Annotated in this window: 18 protein-coding genes; all 18 read right to left on the minus strand. The window is 34.4% G+C overall.

The window, feature by feature from the left end:
- Positions 1 to 6: 6 nt before the first annotated feature.
- The 18 genes from HYN86_RS17985 to HYN86_RS18070 all read right to left on the minus strand — a co-directional run bounded on the left by HYN86_RS17985 (position 7) and on the right by HYN86_RS18070 (position 18523).
- Positions 7 to 3384: a SusC/RagA family TonB-linked outer membrane protein gene (locus tag HYN86_RS17985; protein WP_230406393.1), complete on the minus strand. Its 3378-nt coding sequence runs from the start codon at positions 3382 to 3384 to the stop codon at positions 7 to 9.
- A gap of 148 nt (positions 3385 to 3532) precedes the next feature.
- The gene (locus HYN86_RS17990) at positions 3533 to 4462 is read right to left on the minus strand and encodes a FecR family protein (protein WP_162789399.1); all 930 of its coding nucleotides are present in this window, start codon (positions 4460 to 4462) and stop codon (positions 3533 to 3535) included.
- An 89-nt stretch (positions 4463 to 4551) separates the two neighbouring features.
- The gene (locus tag HYN86_RS17995) at positions 4552 to 5139 is read right to left on the minus strand and encodes an RNA polymerase sigma factor (protein ID WP_113679300.1); all 588 of its coding nucleotides are present in this window, start codon (positions 5137 to 5139) and stop codon (positions 4552 to 4554) included.
- Positions 5140 to 5290: 151 nt separating this feature from the next.
- Positions 5291 to 5803, minus strand: a complete 513-nt coding sequence (locus tag HYN86_RS18000; protein ID WP_113679301.1) for a molybdopterin-binding protein — start codon at positions 5801 to 5803, stop codon at positions 5291 to 5293.
- Between the two features lie 44 nt (positions 5804 to 5847).
- Positions 5848 to 6951: a cytochrome-c peroxidase gene (locus HYN86_RS18005; RefSeq protein ID WP_113679302.1), complete on the minus strand. Its 1104-nt coding sequence runs from the start codon at positions 6949 to 6951 to the stop codon at positions 5848 to 5850.
- Positions 6952 to 7133: 182 nt separating this feature from the next.
- Complete coding sequence (locus HYN86_RS18010; protein ID WP_113679303.1) at positions 7134 to 7481, minus strand: winged helix-turn-helix domain-containing protein; 348 nt, start codon at positions 7479 to 7481, stop codon at positions 7134 to 7136.
- 109 nt (positions 7482 to 7590) lie between these two features.
- Entirely contained in the window at positions 7591 to 8466 is an 876-nt protein-coding gene (locus HYN86_RS18015) for an ATP-binding cassette domain-containing protein (RefSeq protein WP_113679304.1), read from the minus strand.
- Positions 8466 to 9140, minus strand: coding sequence for a molybdate ABC transporter permease subunit (modB, locus tag HYN86_RS18020; RefSeq protein WP_205334616.1), 675 nt, complete (start codon positions 9138 to 9140; stop codon positions 8466 to 8468). The genes HYN86_RS18015 and modB overlap by 1 nt, the downstream gene beginning before the upstream one ends.
- The gene (locus HYN86_RS18025; protein WP_113679306.1) at positions 9133 to 9537 is read right to left on the minus strand and encodes a TOBE domain-containing protein; all 405 of its coding nucleotides are present in this window, start codon (positions 9535 to 9537) and stop codon (positions 9133 to 9135) included. The genes modB and HYN86_RS18025 overlap by 8 nt, the downstream gene beginning before the upstream one ends.
- The gene (gene modA, locus HYN86_RS18030; RefSeq protein WP_205334617.1) at positions 9534 to 10307 is read right to left on the minus strand and encodes a molybdate ABC transporter substrate-binding protein; all 774 of its coding nucleotides are present in this window, start codon (positions 10305 to 10307) and stop codon (positions 9534 to 9536) included. The genes HYN86_RS18025 and modA overlap by 4 nt, the downstream gene beginning before the upstream one ends.
- A 168-nt stretch (positions 10308 to 10475) precedes the next feature.
- On the minus strand, positions 10476 to 11636 hold the full coding sequence (locus HYN86_RS18035) for a hypothetical protein (protein WP_113679307.1): 1161 nt from the start codon (positions 11634 to 11636) through the stop codon (positions 10476 to 10478).
- Between the two features lie 61 nt (positions 11637 to 11697).
- On the minus strand, positions 11698 to 13092 hold the full coding sequence (locus tag HYN86_RS18040; RefSeq protein WP_113679995.1) for an aldehyde dehydrogenase family protein: 1395 nt from the start codon (positions 13090 to 13092) through the stop codon (positions 11698 to 11700).
- Between the two features lie 98 nt (positions 13093 to 13190).
- Positions 13191 to 13496, minus strand: coding sequence for a putative quinol monooxygenase (locus HYN86_RS18045; protein ID WP_113679308.1), 306 nt, complete (start codon positions 13494 to 13496; stop codon positions 13191 to 13193).
- A gap of 58 nt (positions 13497 to 13554) precedes the next feature.
- Positions 13555 to 14235: a type 1 glutamine amidotransferase domain-containing protein gene (locus HYN86_RS18050; RefSeq protein WP_113679309.1), complete on the minus strand. Its 681-nt coding sequence runs from the start codon at positions 14233 to 14235 to the stop codon at positions 13555 to 13557.
- A 129-nt stretch (positions 14236 to 14364) separates the two neighbouring features.
- Positions 14365 to 14934, minus strand: coding sequence for a Crp/Fnr family transcriptional regulator (locus tag HYN86_RS18055; protein ID WP_113679310.1), 570 nt, complete (start codon positions 14932 to 14934; stop codon positions 14365 to 14367).
- An 83-nt stretch (positions 14935 to 15017) separates the two neighbouring features.
- Positions 15018 to 16397 (minus strand): sensor histidine kinase, encoded by a 1380-nt coding sequence (locus HYN86_RS18060; RefSeq protein ID WP_113679311.1) that lies wholly within the window; start codon positions 16395 to 16397, stop codon positions 15018 to 15020.
- Positions 16398 to 16730: 333 nt separating this feature from the next.
- Positions 16731 to 17849 (minus strand): aldo/keto reductase, encoded by a 1119-nt coding sequence (locus HYN86_RS18065; RefSeq protein ID WP_113679312.1) that lies wholly within the window; start codon positions 17847 to 17849, stop codon positions 16731 to 16733.
- Between the two features lie 107 nt (positions 17850 to 17956).
- The gene (locus HYN86_RS18070; RefSeq protein ID WP_113679996.1) at positions 17957 to 18523 is read right to left on the minus strand and encodes a hypothetical protein; all 567 of its coding nucleotides are present in this window, start codon (positions 18521 to 18523) and stop codon (positions 17957 to 17959) included.
- Position 18524 lies beyond the last annotated feature (1 nt).

The following is an 18524-nucleotide window of genomic DNA, read 5'->3' on the forward strand; positions in this document are numbered from 1 at the left end:
GTCTTATTATAAAGTCAAACTTAAATTAAAACCATAAGTAGCTGGAGAAGGCATCTGGCCCATTTCTATACCTGGCAGAATGGTATCTCCGTTTAGTGCCGCTGTTTCGGGATCGTAGATTGGGAAATCTGAAATAGTCGCTAAATCTCTTCCGAAAATTGAAAACTGCAGCGACTGAAGTCCAGTATTTTTCAGCCATCTTTTTGGCAGATTATATTGAAGACTGACTTCACGAAGTTTTGCAAACGAAGCATCAAAAGAATTGGATTCAATATTGGCTCTTCGGTAATAACGAACGTACCAGTCTGCAGTGGCTACTTGTTTAGTATTTGGAGAATAAGATCCGTCGGCATTTTGAACTACACCATCTCCGATGATGAAACCATCTGCCCTGCCCATTTCATTAGAATTTAATTTTCCCTGCTCAGAAAGTTTGTGGTGTGTCTGCGAATAAATAATACCGCCGTACTGACCGTCAACAGTTACATTCATTGTGAAATTTCCAATTGAAAAACTATTGGTTAAACCTGCTTTCCACTTTGGACTAGCATCGCCAATATATTGTATTTCTTCAGGATAAGCTGGCAGACCTGCATTATCATACACAATTTTGCCTTCTGGAGATCTCACAAAGCCAAAACCATAAATAGCACTAGTAGTACCGCCGACTTTTGCAATGATTGATGCTGTTCCTCCAGTACCAATTATCTGCTGTCCATCAATTCCTTCTGGCAATTCCATTACTTTATTCCAGTTGCGTGACCAGTTTAAGGTTGAATTCCATTTAAAATTGTTCCCATCAATAATTTTTCCGCCAAGAATAAGCTCAATACCGCGGTTTCTTACTTTTCCTCCGTTTAAGACTGCGCCACTGTAACCCGTTGAGAAATCCATTGGAATATCAATAATTTGGTTTTTTGTCACACTTTCATAGACCGTAGCATCTGCTGTTAGTCTGTTTCGAAGCATTCTAATTTCAAAACCTGTCTCAAAACTTGTGGTAATTTCTGGTTTAAAATGATCATTATACAAAACCGTTAATGTCTGGGCAGAACTTGGAAAAGCACTCTGTCCGTAATATTTCTGCGTTTTATAGGGTTCTGTATCATTTCCGACCTGAGCAAAAGAAAGTCTATACTTTAAAAAATCAATTGATTTTGGAAGTGCAACCATTTCAGAAATAACGGCACTTGTATTTATTGAAGGGTAAAAGAATGAATTGTTTTCTACAGGAAGCGTACTTGTCCAGTCGTTTCTTCCTGTAATGTCAACAAAAAGCATTTCTCCATATGACATAGAAACTAAACCATATAAACTGCTCATTTTTTTATAAGCATCGCCCAAAGTCAGAATTGGTGCGCTTGAACCATTCGAAAGTTTATAAACTCCCGGTACAACCAAACCCGTTACCTCAGCTTCTGTTCGCCTATATTTATAACTCATGGCATTTCCTCCTGCTGAAGCCGCAAGGGAGAATTTATTTCCAAAGTCTTTTTTATAAGAAAGCAGAAAGTCTGAATTGATTTCCTGTTTGAAAACGTCCTGTCTTTCATAAAATCCTTTCGCATATCTATTAATACTGTACGGTCTTTTTTGTTCTCTTGTCTGATTATAAGTATTCATTGAAGAACGCAGCATCAAATCTAAATTGGAAGACAAAGTAATATTGGCAAAAATATTCCCCACAATCTGATCGCTGTCTAATGTATTTGTTGCCTCGTAAGCAATTAGATACGGATTATCGATAAACGAACTAAAAGGATGTAACTGCTGAATCTGTTCTTTTCCTTTCTCCCAAATTGGACGGTACCAGTCCAAATCGATATTAGGCTGCTGAAAAATCATAAAATAGGCAATAGAACCGTTATTATATCCTGTAGAAGGCAGGTTATCACTATTTCTGGTATTGTAGTTTATTGCAGTTCCAAGTTTGATTCTGTCAGATACTTGATAATTGGCATTTACAGCAGCAGTAACTCTGTCAAAACCAGTATTAGGCATAATCCATTCGTTCTTTTGATTTCCAACAGAAAGACGCATTGATCCTTTGCTGTCGCCTCCCTGAATCGATATGTTATTGTTTAATGTGACACCTGTTCTCCAAAAATCTTTACGATTATCTCTGTAAGACTGCCATGGAAGTCTTTCTGCCGATTGTCCTTCTAATACAGGATCGTATTGATAGAAATTCTGACCCGTAAAAGCAGGTCCCCAAGCACTGCTGGTACCGCTGGTTGAAGTTCCATCAGCAGAATTTCCATAAGAATAATATTGGTTACCCGATGCATCTGCCGAATTTCCTGTTCCTTGTCCATATTTGTATTGATAATCCGGCCACCTTTGGATTACATCGAAAGTTGCTCCCGTATTGAAAGAAATTCCTAAACCTTTATTTTTCTTTCCAGATTTTGTTGTAATAATCAATGCTCCGTTAGCCGCACGGCTTCCGTAAAGCGCAGTTGCACCTGCACCTTTAAGGACTGTTACCGCATCTATATCATCCAAATTTAGATCTGAAATTCCGTTTCCATAATCGATTGGAGAATCTTCTCCCATGTATGCACTTGTAGAACCCGATGTCGTCATCTCAGCATTTACTGGAACTCCATCTACTACAATAAGTGCATAATTTCCTTTAGGACTTAATGATCTGTTTCCTCTCAGTGTAATCTGCTGTGAATTTAAAGGTCCAGAACCTGTAGAGGTTATACTTAAGCCTGCCACTTTACCTTTCAGTCCAGATGACCAGTTGTTTGGCCTTCCTTGGGATAAGTTTTCAGATTTGATAGTTTGCTGTGAGAAACCCAATCGTTTTTCTTCTCTTTTAATTCCTAAGGCCGTTACTACAACTTCGTTTAATTCACTTGTACCCAACTTCATAGTTACTGTGATTAAACCAGTGCTTGCCGTAACTTCCTGAGAAATATATCCAATGTAAGAAACCACAAGAACAGCCGAAGCATTAACTGCAAAACTGAAGTTCCCTTCCATATCGGTCATTGTGCTGGTTCTGGTTCCCTTTTCCAGAATGGTCACTCCAGGCATAGGCATACCGCTCTCGTCTAAAACTTTTCCTCGAACATTCATCTGCGCTCGAAGATTATGAGTAACAGTTATAGTATTATTTAGTTTTCTAAAAGAAAGTCCCGTTTTGGCTGCGATTTTGGTCAGTACCCCGTCAAGGCTCTCCTTTTCTGCAAAGATTGAAATGCGCTGTGATGTTCCAGATATTTTTTCATCAAAAACAAAAGTAAATGTAGTTTTCTGCTCTACTGCTTTAAAAAACTCCGTAATCGTGGCATCTTTTAGGTTAAGGCTAATTTGTACATCTTTTGCAGATTGACCTAAGGCGAATCCGTTAAAAGAAAAAATTAATAAAATCATTAAGTAAAGATTTTTCATCTTTATATACTTATTGAAAAAAAATTGTAGTTTCGTGTTCATTACTATTAGGCTATAAATTTTATTTTTAGTCTGTTTTAAATCGCCCGTTTCCGTTGCACCGGAAGCGGGTTTTTGTTTTTTTTAGTTTTTATAGTGTCTTTTTTCTTATAATGATTTGGTTTTTAGTTGTGTAATTTATTTTTAGCTGTTTCAAATAGGCAATACTTTCTAATACGTTTTCCAGTTTTTCATCTTTGAATTTTCCTGAAATCGTAAGATCATTCAGTTCTTGATCTTGAATTGTGATATTTACATTGTACCAGTTTTCTATAATTTTAACCGTTTCAGAAAGTTTGGTGTTTTTTAAAATAATAGTATTACTAATCCAGGCGATTTTATCATTGCTGTTTTCTGTCGAAATCTGTAAATCTGAATTCTTAATTAGATCGGCCTGCTGGTTTTTAGTGATTTGTACTTTTTGCCCGGTTGGCGAAGTAACTTCCACTTTTCCGGTAATGACACTTACTTTTGTATCATGATGATTATAAGAATTGATGTCGAATGAAGTTCCTAAAACCCTCACTTTTACGTCGTGGGTTTGTACAATAAAAGGTCGTTTTACATCTCTGAATACTTTAAAGTAAGCCTGCCCCACAAGCTCTATATTTCTTGTGGTTTCAAATTCTTCTGGATACGTAATACTGCTGTTGGAGTTTAAAACAATGACACTGCCGTCTTCAAGGAAAATCTCTTTCTTTTCGCCTTTCGCGGTAATCTGAGTAATTGCCACAGGTTTGAAAGTAAACTTCGCTGCGGTAAAAGCAATAGTAAGTCCGGTAACTAAAACCGCGGCAACTTTTAATGCTTTTTTAAATGTATATTTCTTTGGTTTAACCTGTAATTCTAAAAGTATTTTGTTTAGAATTTCATTACCTTTTTCATCAGAGATTTTATTTTCTATATCTGATGCTTCTTCCTGCATCTTATCAAAAAATGTTTCAACTACCATTTTTTCTTCGGGTGTACAGGTACCTTCTTCGTATTTTTTTGCCAGAAGCAAAAAGTTTTCTTTTTTCAAAATATGTGCTTTTATAAACAAGTCACATTTTTTGAATCGAACAAGTAGTCAAAAAAGCGGGCTTAACGTTTTCTTAAAATCAGTATTTTTTAGTTAACATAAAAGAACGCCGCCCAGTAAAAAAGAAGATAATTATAGGATGTAGAATTTAAGCGAAGCTGCTTAAGTGCATTGCTGATATGTTTCTCCACAGTATGAATTGACAGGTTAAGTTTTGCTGCAATTTCAGCATTTGTAAAATGATCTATTCTGCTTAGTAAAAAGACCTCTCGGCATTTGGGAGTTAATTTATCGATTTGAGCATTGATATTTTTTTCAAAATCAATGTATTCCAAGTCGTTTACAGATAAACTTGGATCTGGAATTGTTTCTAATACGTCAATATGGTGCTGATCAAATTTCAAGTTTCTAATTTGATTGGCAATTTTATATTTAACCGCTCTAAAAAGGTAAGCTTCAAGATTTAATATGACGGTATTGGATGCATTTTTCCAGAGACTAATAAAGATTTCCTGAACAATATCTTCACAGACTGCTTCGTCTTTATAGATCTTAAAAGCATAGGAATAAAGCTTTTTCCAATAACGGTTAAAAATTATTGAAAACGCAGCATCGTTTCCCTCAAAAATTAATTTCTGAAGTTCATCGTCTGTCATTTTCAAAAGATCCTTTTTCATAATTGATAAAAAAGCAAATGAAAAACAACGAGAAAAGAATACCTAAGAAGTTGATTTAACTTTGTGTTAAATTAACCACATTTAAAAAATTACTTTTTCTATGCGAGTTAAATTCAAATAGATTTAGAGATTTCATGTATTAATACTAACATTAATCTTTAGCAAAACGAATAATTAAATGAGTAACCTCAAGAGCAGAACGCGCCGGTTTATTCTCGTCTGGAACAACCAAACGAAATGGTCCTACTCCGTCAGCCAAAGGTTTTCCATCTTTAGAATCTGCTAAAATAATAACCCTGTTTGTAAAACTTGGATCCAGTTCTGCTAATGAAAATACAAGCTCATAACCGTCACTGCTTCTCACAAGCATATATTTGGTAAGATTCTCTCCTTTCAATTCTTTCCCAACAGTAACTCCTGCCTGCTGCAAAAGATCAAAAATAGGAACTCCAGAATATTTTTGCATCACCCCTTCACGGTTCTTCATAGAAGCATCAACATGTTTCATTTTCGCAAAATCCGAAATACCGATTGTCAAAGGTCTTAGAACCTCTCCTTCAATTTTTACCACCGCTTCTTTAGCTGTAGTTTGCGCTGTTATTTTTTGAGAGAAGAATGTCAAGAATAATATGAAAGCGATAAGCGATAAATAGTATTTTTTCATGTCATATAATTTAATTAATTAAAGTGTAATACATAATCAAGCCTTTAATTCTGGCTTAAATGCGGATCAGAGAATCGTGGGTCAGTAATAAAATCAGTGTCAGTCAACATCTTCAAAAAGCTGATAATATCGGATTTCTCATTTGCTGTTAATCCGAGGCTTGTTCCTCCTATATCATTTGGGCGATTCTGCAGCGATAAACTCAATGTCCTGCTAGGCTCTATGTGTTCATTGTAATGATCGAGCACTTCTTCAAGGCTTTTGAATCTGCCGTCATGCATGTAAGGAGCTGTAAGTGCTATATTGCGAAGTGTCACTACACGAAACCTTCCCCTATCATTTGACATTCCTGTAATTTGTTCTCGGCCTGTATCTTTCGGGATACTGTCTAGACCATTATTATGAAATAATTCCATATAGATTTTGGGCGTACCATGACACTGGGCACAGCTTGCTCCTCTTATGTTTTTACTTGCCACCGCAGAATTCATAAACATTTCCATGCCGCTCAACTCCTCCTTGGTTGGCTTGTACTCCCCCCGCAAATACTTATCATAAGGAGAATTGGAAGATATGAGTGTACGCTCAAACTGGGCAATAGCCATTGCAATTCGATCCGCTGTTATTTCTGCCGTACCAAATGCCTCTTTAAAAAGAAAAGGATACAGACTCGTTTTTTGAAGTTCTATAACTGCTTTATCTAAATAGGCTCCCATTTCGTGCGGCTCACTTAGCGGAATCTTAGCCTGTGCTTCTAATCCTTTGGCTCTCCCGTCCCAGAAAAAATTCCTTACCCACAGCAGGTTTGCCAGCGACATTGAATTACGTTTTGTAAGTATCTTATTTACGCCAGAACTAAAGGTCTTTCCATCAGTAAAAGCCAGTTTCTGCTGGTGGCAGCTTCCACAGGAAATGGTTTTATCTGAAGATAATCTTTTTTCATAAAACAACATTTTCCCCAAATATACTCCTTGTTTGCTCATTGGATTATTCTCAGGAATACTAATTCTATTCCCAAAATAATCTGGGTACTCCAATTTATACGGATCTGTATATACTGGATTGCTATCAGTGGCAGCTATTAACACAAGAGCAACCAAGGACATGAATAAAAGTACGAGTTTTTTATAATGAGATTTTATTTGCATTCTTGAATTTTCTCAAATTTGAAAGATCTTCCAAATAGCTGTCCTTAGTTTTAATCTTCATGGAAAAGCATAATGTTAGAAATTATGGTTCATAAATTTACGATACTTTCAGTATGTCTCAAAATGAATACTGATAAATGCAAAAGTTTTACTTTATGTTAGATTATTTCTGATGTAACTTTTTAGAACTTTAAATTCTGAGTTTCTTTTAGGGCAAAATCTTTAATCTTTTTTTCAACTTCGTAAAAAACCTCAACAGCTCTTTCTCCCGCTGGTGTCAATTTTGCTCCACCACCGCCTTTCCCGCCTAAAAGCTTTTCTACTAATGGGCTCTCGGCACGCTGATTCATTTCTTCTACCAGCTGCCATGCCTGGCGGTACGCCATTTTCATTTCCTTTGCTGCGTTCGTAATAGAACCTGTTCTTTTAATATTTTCAAGAAGCCATATTTTTCCAATCCCTAAAAAAGGACCTTCAGATTCCTGAATCCAAAGTCTTACTTCTACAGTATATTTTTTATCTCTTGGCATTAAAAAGTTTTATACATTATTAGTAAGCAACACAAAATACTTAGATTAGTTATTCAAAAATAAGTATAAATACTTAATAAATGAAAATATTTATATTGAGTTCTATTTTTTAGGATAGAATCTGAATTATAGGATTAAACGCTTTTGAAGCAACAAGTACTTTTTGTCCTACTGCGTAATCTTGTGCTTCATCTGCTGATGCTGTTACTTTTACGATATTATTGCCAGAAGAAACTTGTATTACATATAGTATATCGCTTTTTGTAATACTGACTATTTCGCCCGTTATCTGAAATTTACTACTGATTTTCTGGTCAGCAAATACTGTATTTGGAATTCCTTCTTTCGTAATTTTTCCTTTTTCAAGAAAAATAACTTTATCAGAAAGTTTAAAAATCTCGGCAATAGAATGACTGATCATTAAAGTTGTTAGCTGATATTTTTGATGAATTTTTAAAATGTAATCCTGAAGTTTAAAACGCATTTCATCATCTAAAGCTGCAAGAGGCTCGTCTAACAAAAGAATTTCAGGTTTGCGAACAATAGCTCTTGCCAATGCTACACGCTGCTTTTGCCCTCCCGATAATTGTTCCGGCTTACTATGCTGTAGAGATTGCAGTTCCATAAGTTCGATTAGCTCTGAAATAATTGCAGCTGATTCATTTTTTGATAAGGCAAACTCCAAATTTTCTTTAACTGTCAGATTAGGAAATAAGGCAAAATCCTGAAATACAAACCCTATAGAGCGTTTTTGAACTGGAAGATGATATTTTCTCTGAGAATCGTCCCAGACTTCATTTCCGACTTTTATATATACATTTTCAGCCCTAGTAAGTCCTGCCAATATTCTAAGAATAGTTGTTTTACCCGCTCCTGATTTTCCGTAAATAGAGATAAACTGTCCCTTTTCAAAAGTCAGAGAAATATCCAAAGGCAAATTACCGTCGGCGGTCTGGAGCATTTTATATGTATTAATCTGTATCATTAATAAAGTGCAGTTTTTCTAGATTTATTATTGATTAAATGAACTGCCAGCAAGACAGAAAAAGAAAATGCAAATAATATCCCAGCGTATATATTGGCACTTTGATAATTCATAGCTTCTACTTCTTCATAAATAGCAATAGAAACTACTTTGGTTTCTTCTGGAATACTGCCGCCAACCATTAATACGACACCAAACTCTCCAATAGTATGGGCAAAAGTCATAATAATGCCAGTAAGTATCGAGGTGCGTATATTAGGCAGTAAAATTTTTGTTAAGGTAATAAGTCTGGATTTTCCAAGTGTAAAAGAAGCTTCCTGCATCGCGGCGGGTAGATTTTTCAATCCTGATAAAATTGGATTTACCATAAAAGGGAGACTGTATAAAACAGAGGCTAAAATTAATCCTTCGAAAGAAAATACTAATCTCAGATCGAAATAGTCTGATAAAAATTTACCGAACGCATTTTCTGGACTAAAAGCAATCAGAAGGTAAAAACCTAAAACCGATGGAGGCAGAACCAAAGGCAGACTAATTAAAGCTTCAATAACGGCTTTGAGCTTAAAACGGCTGTAAGAAAGCCAATAGCATAAAGGTATGGCCACAACTAATAAAATAATTGTGGTAATAAGTGCCAATTTTGCCGTCAGCCATAAAGGTTCCAGATTAATCATGGGCAGATAAACTTACTTCGTTTGTTTTTATTAAAGCCAGCACAGTATCGTTTTCCTGTAATTGTAATTGTTCGCAGGCATTTCTCGTTATAATTGATTTTATTGTCTGAGTTTCATGTACTAAATTAATCTGGCTTAAAATCACTCCATTTTGAATAGAATCGATACGACAGAGCAGTTTGTTCTGAATACTGATATTTGGATTCAAATCTTTAGAAATCATAACTTCTGTTTCTTTAAAAATAACTTTGACTGAATTTCCTATTTTTAAGTAATCAGACGTTTCTGGTGTATCCAGAACTATTGAAGAAAACACAACAGCTGCAGCCTCTACTTTTATAAGCGATATGCCTTCATGCGACTCAATGCCTGATATTATTCCGTTTACTATATTCATTTAGTTTGTGTATCATATCCATAGTACTTAAAAATAGCAGCTGCCTTTTTTGAAGATATGAAATTATAGAATTTAAGAGCGCTTGGATTTCCTTTAGCATTTTTCAAAATTACACATCCCTGCTCTAAAGCACTGTGGCTGTTCGTCGGAATAATATAATACTTTCCTCCTTCTTTTTTCATGTTTGGTGTAAGGACAAGCGATAAGGCGGTAATTCCGATATCGGCGTTGCCTGTCGTTATGAATTGGGTTGCCTGCGTGATATTTTCACCAAAAACCAGCTTGCTTTTTAACTTATCGTATATCTTATAAAATTTTAAACTCTCAACAGCTTTCTCCCCATAAGGAGCCGTTACGGGATTTCCAATGGCTATTTTTCGAATATCCGAATTTAAAAGACTGTTCATCCTGCTTTTGTTTGGATCTGTTTTTTTACTCCAGATTACTAATTTTCCTGTCGCATACATTTTAATTTTTGAAGCCGTCAATTTTTTCTCTTCTAGTTTTTTTGGATAATCCATATCTGCGGAAAAGAATAAATCGAAAGGAGCGCTATTAGAAATCTGCTCAAAAAACTTTCCCGAAGCACCATAAGTTACCTGCGAATTTATCGTAGGATTTTGAATTTTAAAGACGGTGTTTATCGAATCTAAAGCAATTTTAAGGTTGGCAGCCGCTGCAATTGTAATTTTCTGCTGCGCATGCATAGTTCCAAAAATCAGTAGAAAAAGAACTGTCCAAGTAGAGAAAAATGTTTTTTTAATCTTCATTGTAATTTTTTATTGCCATACTTCAAAAAAGTCTGCGATCTTGATACTTGTAAAAGTACATATTCTATGGCAGAGTATAAAAGTCTTATTCGTTTTTTAAAAGCGTTATTATCTATTCAGATAAAAAAAGGGAGTTGCTGCATTAGCTTTTATGGTATTGTTTGATAATCAATTCTCTCTAATTGTCTTATCAGGGGGACAGCCGCAATCTATTAGAATTTTATTTTCATAATCTTTAAATTCACTTAAATTATTGCTTTTTAAAACACCTAACCTTTCTAAAATGTCTTTAGAATAACCGTAACGGTATTTATTATTGTAATATCTATTATATGTCTCAACAATAGGATGAAAGACATCATAATAATTTTTATAATCTATAAATTGTTCATTTGTCAGAATTTCCAATAATTCATTTGTAAAGTTGACATTGTAAATAGAATACTCGTACAATCCCTCTACTTTTGATTGTGGTTTAGTACTAATTTTGTTTTCATTCTTGGCTTCCGAAACTATCCTAAGAATAATGCTGTCACTAATTTTCGCAGCAGTTAAGGTTTCTTTTAATTGATTAATTTCTAATTCAAAAGGGTTAATTTTTCCCTTAATCCTCCTAAAAAGTTCAGCCTCTTGATTTTTAGTAAAGTTTTTAGTTGAAAGCCTTATTTGATTCATCAATGTTTTTAAAACTAGTGAGGTATCTTTAGGACAATTGTATTCAAAGGACTCATAATTATTTTTGAAATAGTCATGAATTTTTTCAAGGTTAAGATTTTCTCGTATTGAATCTAAACGGTATCTTTCCTTATATTTATTAAATGATCCGTATTTCAAATCAAGATATTCGAAAGTTTGAGATTTATAGCCCTTATCGATTATAAAACTAACATTCTTATCTGACAGTAAGGGATTAAAATATTTACCATCGGTAGAAAAACTATCGGAGAAGTAAACAACGAAGAACTCTTTTTTCTCTTCATTAAATTTTAAGATATCCTGAATAACTGGGGTATTTTCGAAAAACCTAGAATCTTTATTATTTATAAAAGCATACAAACGCCCTAGATAAAATATTAAAAAGTACTCTTTATTCTGGATTAATTTAACTTTATAATTTCTATCAAATTCTACTTTAAAAATTGGAAGAACCTGAGCTTTATTAAATAATTCTTCTTTATTAGCAATAGGGGCTATTTTAGGTAATATTCCAGAACCTCGAGAATCCCTGTTTATTCTTTCAAACATCATTTGCTTCTGTATTTCTGTTTGTGCAGAAGTACAATAACTTATCTGAAAGCAGACAAGCAGCATAATTATTCTTTTAATCATTTAACGCGTTAATTAATTTGGGTTGCTGGTAACCATAAATTGTTTTGAAAATATTTTTTAATTAAAGCGATTTACTTTTAAAAACGATTAATTTTTCTCTGGTCATTTCGTTGATAGTATATGAAATTCCACCCATACCTAAACCAGAAGAATCTCTTCCGCCAAATGGCATCCAGTCTACCCTAAAAGCTGTATTATCATTTATCATGACAGCAGTAGCGTTTAATTTCTTTGAAGTTTCTAATGCTGCATCTATATTTTTTGTGAAAACGGCCGCTTGAAAATGCACTTCTAAGGCATTGGCTTTTTTTATAGCTTCATCTCTATTTGTAAAAGGATAGATACAGACAATTGGACCAAAAATCTCATTGGTAGATACTTTCGATTTTTCTGAAGGATTAAACAAGATTGTAGGTTCAAAACAAGTATCAGAAATACGTTTTCCTCCTGTAATTAGTTTTGCACCTTCTTCAACAGCTTCGTTAACCCACTCTTCCACCCTATTTACTTCTTTTGGTGTAATAAGCGGTCCTACATCTGTTGTTTCTTCAAACGGATTCCCAACAATTAATTTATTGGTTTGCTCTGAAAACTGCTGAATAAAACGGTCACAAATTTCCTCATTTACATAAACCTTTTGAACCGAAACGCAAACCTGCCCCGCGTGGTAAAAACCGCCTTTTACCAAATCTGGAATCATTTCGCTAAAATCGGCATCACTTTCTACAATTACCGGCGCTGCTCCTCCGTGTTCCAATGCGCATCTCGTACCAGGAGGTAATTTGCTTTTTAGGTGCCACCCCACTTTTGCCGAACCAATAAAAGTCAAAAAATGAACTCTCGAATCTGTAACCAGTTTTTCTGCCATTTCATTATCACATAATATCACTTGAAGCCAGCCTTCTGGCAAACCAGCTTCTTTTAAAATAGCAGCCAATGCAAGACCTGATAATGGTGTATTACTTGAAGGTTTAAATATTACGGGGCAACCTGCAGCGATTGCAGTAGCAATTTGATGGACTGCCAAATTTAACGGATGATTAAAAGCGCTAACAGCCGCAACTACCCCAATAGGTTCTCTTGTTGTAAAAGCAATTCTCTTTAACGAGGCTTCGGTAAGTCCCATTGGGATTTGTTCTCCTTTTAGCTGCGATATATGTTCTGTCGCCAGTTTTACGCCTTTTATTGCTCTAAGTATTTCCGCTTTTGAATCTTTATAAGGTTTAGCGCCTTCGCTAATTGCCAGATGTATTAGTTCTTCGCTCCTTTCATTCATTATAGAAGCTGCTTTTTCTAATATTTCAATTCTTTTGAAAGGAGCTATCCAATTAGATTGATCATTAAACAAGCTTTCTGCTGTGTTTAAAATAGTTTCAATAGCATTGTGATCTAGCAGCGGTAATTCTTTTACCAGACTTTGATCGTATGGGAATAGTATTTTTGTGGTGTTTTCCATAATTATTTTTTTATACATGAACATTAAATTTCATGATATGCACCTTAAATTTAATCAATTTATCAAGTATTACAATGGCTTAATCTGCAATAATTGAATTAATATTCCAAAGGCTTGGCTAAAACAATTTCTCTATTTTCTAATAAAGGGACAATTTTTCCTAAAACAACATCCTGAAAATGTGCCGAATTTCTATGTTCTGTTACAGCAGATTCATTAATATATCCTTCAAACAATATTAGGGTATTGAGATCTGAATTACTTTGATGAATTTTATAAAACAAGTTACCTTCTTCTTTAATACTTTCATCGTGAACTGTTTGAAGCAAATTTAAGACGTTTTCAATTTGACCTTCTTTTACTTTCCATGTTGCGAAAACATGAACTTGATTTTGATTTTCCATTCCTTTATATTTTTTTAAATTCCTACGAATTTTGAGTTTTATTTATATTTAAAATTATTTAGTTTTTAGGTGATTCTAAAATAGAAATCATTTTTTCTGCTACACCTTTTGCAGAAGCAGGATTTTGTCCAGTAACCAAATTCCCATCAGCAATACTGTGTGCCGACCAATTTGCAGCTGCATGAAATTTTGCACCTTGTTTCGTTAAAGCCGTTTCTAACAAGAACGGAACATCATTAATAGCATATCCATTTTCTTCTTCATCTGTAAAAGAAGTGATATTCCTGCCGTTCACCAGATACGAACCGTTAGTCAGTTTAACATTTAGTAAAGATACTGGTCCGTGACAAACTGCGCCAATAACAGCATTGCGCTCATAAGTTTCTTTAATAACTTGTTTTAGGACTTCGTTTTCGTGCATATCAACCATTGGTGCTAATCCGCCAGGAATAAATAGTGCATCATATTTATTTACCTCAACATTTAATAATTTAACGGCTTTGTGCATGTCTTCCCATCCTTTACCAGTTAGAAAAGCAAGATTGTCTGGATCATTGGCTAAACTAAGAGCATCTAAATAAGGTGTTTCACCTGTTAAACTGGCAAAGTCAATTTCGTAACCCGCTTTATCAAATTCCGCATAAGGATGTGCAACTTCGGGAAGAAAAGTTCCTGTTCTTCTGTTATTTGGACCAATTGCATTGGCATTCGATACGATAATTAAAATTCTCTTTTTCATTTCTGTAATTTTTAAGTTGGTAATAAATTATTTATAAGGCAAATTTATACCAGCACGCCTCCTCAATGCGAGGAGCGAAATCACAAAAAAAGTGTGACGAAAATCACACTTTTAGAATTATAGAGATTATTATTTGTTATTAGAGTAAAGTCTGCTGAGGGTTTCACGGCTTACACCCAGATATTCTGCAATATATTTTTTGGGAATTTTTTGCATCAGATTCGGATAAAGGTCAGCAAATTCTTTATAGCGCTGCTGCGGATTATTTGAAAGTAAGGAAACTATTCTTTGCTGAAGAGCCATATAACCTTTGGTTAATTTTACTCTAAAAAAGTGTTCCATTTTATGAAGTGCAGTCGAGAGCTGTTCTCTTCCTTCGAGTGTGAGGCATAAAACTTCCCCAGGTTCCATGCAGACTACATACATGTTTGAAGGTTTTTGATTGAAATATGCAATGTAATCTGACATCCACCAATTTTCTGTAGCAAATTGTACAATGTGTTCTTTTCCGTCGTCATCCAGATAAAACACTCGAAAAATACCACTCATAATGATGTATTCATATTTTGCATCATCTCCCTGCTGAATCAAATATTGATGTTTTAAAACCTTTCGTACTGTAAAATAGGGTTTAATAGATTCAAACTCAGAATCACTGATTGATATAATTTCTTCAATATGTTTTCTAAGTTTTTCCATAGTTTTTATCTTTTCAAATATAGATGATTTATAAGGCTTATAAATAGATTACAAATTTTTCGAACAATAATCTTTTCAATTAATTAGAGTTTTTTTTGTGTTTTTAGCGGTAAAATAAATTTGAAAGTACTTCCTTTGCCAAGTTTGCTTTCGGCCCAAATCTGTCCCTGATGTTTTTTAATAAATTCACTGCAAAGTAATAACCCTAATCCGTTTCCACTTTCATTTTCAGTTCCTTTTTGGATCACTTTCTCATTAATTTTAAACAATTTTTCTTTTATACTGTCTGGAATTCCGATACCATTATCTGTAATCGAAACTTCTACTTTTTGATTAATCCGCTTCATTGTTAGTACAATTTCACCTTGCTGATCTGTAAATTTAATTGCGTTTGTAAGCAGGTTTCTTAAGACAGTATCAATCATATCTTTATCGAGCTCAGCTTTGATAATTTCTGCTGATTCAAACTTTAAATTGATATTTTTATTTAATGCGGCGTTTCTATTAATTTCGACATTTTCCTCAATTAATTGATTTAAAATTACTTCTTTCGGATTATATTCCATCATACCTGTCTGCATTTTGGACCAGTCTAAAAGATTCTCCAGCAGTTTATAAATGTTTTTATTCGATTCATGAAGCATTCCTGTAATTTCCTTGATTTCTTCGCGGCTGTATCCATCGATTTCCTCAGCCATTATTTCAGACAAGGCAAGCGATGATCCTAGCGGACCTTTTAAATCATGGGCAATTATGGAAAAGAATAAATTTTTATCCTTTAGTAATTTCTGTATTTTAACATCTTGTTTCTCTTTTACCAATAAAAGAAATCCGACTGTTCCAATAAGGGTCAGTAAGAACAAACCAATGTTATACAAACTGTCAAAATTACTTTGACGGAAAAAATATTTTTGAGGATTTATAAAACTGTAAACTGCTCGCAAGAAGATTAAAATTTCGAACGAAACATAGCAAAACAAATAAAAAATACGGAATAAATTATTTCCTTTTGCTCTAAAATAAACTATCGTTGGCGGTAAATAAATGGCAAATATGGCAAGGGACATAATAACAACCCGAGTATTAATAGTTGCTCCCATCAATGTGGCACTATTAAAAACCAGCATTCCAATAACGGTGATCAAGATTTGTAAGCGATAATACCAATTGTTCTTGGCCCTGTTCATAGATATTATCGCAATCGTTTCGTAACAACAGCCTGATAAAATAATAGTATTGGCCATATTGATAGAAAGGAAATCCGGAACTATGTTTCTTAAAAAAATGAATACCCATCCAACCGTCAGTAATATTTTTCCGTATCCAAATAGCAGTAGTTTTTTTCTATTCTCGAGCGTTGCATATGACAAAGAGTAACTAAAAATCAAAATGCAGATAAAAAGGTTTCCCCAAAAATATAGAAGAAAAACGGTTTTAGGATCTAGGGGCAGAAATTGGAACATTATAGCGTTTCGAATATTAAAAAACTGACTGCAAATATACAAATTCCCAGTGTAATCAATACTTCTCGGGTTTTTTTAGAAAAATTTGCTTCTTTTTCTACTCCAAATTATTGGTAACGATTATGGAAATTCGATTTCAAAAAGGGATTATAATTTACAAAAAAGTAGTACAAAAAAGATTTTAACCAACAATGGTCTCACTTCAAAGTCATTTGTGCAATTTTCTGATTTTTGATACATTCTTAAAATTCTATTATATTAAAAAGGTGCCTGACTATCAAGCACCTTATGTAATACGATTTATTCGCATTGCTATTTTTGAAATCAAAATTCTTATTTATCACCAGGAACTGGAGCATTTTCTGCAATAAGTTTTTCGTGTTTTAGTTCTTCCCAAAATGCTTTAGGGATTGAAGCCTTAAAAGAATCTGCATTGGCAGTTACCTGTTCTGGATTCCAAGCACCGGGAATAACAGCCGAAACAACTTTCGGCGCAGCCGAAAACTGAAGTGCCGCGGTACGAAGATCAATACCGTGCCCTTTCGATACAGTCAGTAATTTATCTCTCTTTTCGATTACACCTTCAGGAAATGTTCCTGAATAATCGTATCGCTCCACACCTGCCAAAAAACCTGCATTCAACGGAGCACCCACAACTATAGAAATGTCTCGTTTTTCACAAGCTGGAAATAATTTATTCAAAGCATCTTCATGTTTGATCAGCGAATATTGTGTTGCCGAAAGAAAGATATCCGGATCTGCTTCTTCAATTGCTTTTAATGCTGGTTCAAGAGTGTTTACACCAAAACCCCAAGCTTTTATAATTCCTTCCTCACGCATTTTGGTTAATTCTGGAATCGCCCCTTTCATTGCTTCATCAAAATATTGAAGCCAGTTGTCTTTCATATCTTGATTATCCGGCGATAAATCATGTATATAAACAATATCCAAATAAGGAACACCTAAGCGCTGTAAACTATCTTCAATACTTCTTCGAGTTCCTGCTGCCGAATAATCATAGCGGTAAGAAAAATTAAGTTTGCCTTTCCATAAGCCTTTTTCAAGTTTAAAATCTTTGTCTGGTGTAAGCAGACGTCCCACTTTTGTAGAAAGGGTATATTCTTCGCGTTTTTTGTTTCTAAGGAAATGTCCGAAACGGCGTTCACTCAATCCTAATCCGTACCATGGCGACGTATCAAAATAGCGAACACCACTGTTCCATGCTGCTTCCAATGCTGCTGTAACACTTGTATCGGGATTTTCATGAAATCCGTTTCCTGCTGCAACGCCTCCTAATCCCGAAACAGTGAGCGGGCGGTAACGTTTGTTTTTAATATCATTTTCTTTCATAACAGTTTTATTTAAAAAATTTCCGAAGGACGGTAATGACACAGAAAAAACTGCTGCCGTTACCGCCAAAGTTGACTGAGTTACAAATTTCCGTCTATCCATGGCTTTAATAGTATAAGATTACAATCCTAAAATTACATTATTAACAGCTGTTATTTAAGGATTTGAAAAATTATTGCAAGAGTAACACAGCATTTTAGTCTAAGAAATTAGTTATTAACTGTTTTAACCAAGGTAAAATTTATACCTAACGGATTTTTGTTCATTTTACAGATTAATGGAAAATCAGGATTTTTGACGATCCACATTTCCGTTTGATCTATTTGTGCTGCAACGTGAAATGCTTCAAGCTGTTTTCCGTCAATAAAAAAACTTTCTTTATCTTCTGTCTTTTGCAAAACATAAGTGGTGTTATTGTAGATGAAAGTTTGATTTTTAATTAAATCCTGATACGCTGATCTTGAAATCATAAAAAAGGTTTCTGTTGGTTTTAAGTTTAAAACCGGCGCATATTCCCCTTGATTATAACTTAACGCATTTCCGTTTTTTAATGCTTCTGGCAGTATAACAATACTGCTTTTTACGCCTCTGGTTTCTAATTTGAATGTAATCGTATCACCAGCAGTTTTAGCAGTAAGAGACAAAGCTCTGGTCTGGCCGTGAAGTTTGCATACATAATGGAGTTCTGTATTATTTTTAATCGATGGAATATAATTTTGTGAGTTCCCAATGTGCCAGATCGCACAGAAAAGAATGCATATAATTACTTTTTTCATG

The sequence above is a fragment of the Flavobacterium fluviale genome (genome assembly GCF_003312915.1).
Lineage (GTDB): Bacteria > Bacteroidota > Bacteroidia > Flavobacteriales > Flavobacteriaceae > Flavobacterium > Flavobacterium fluviale.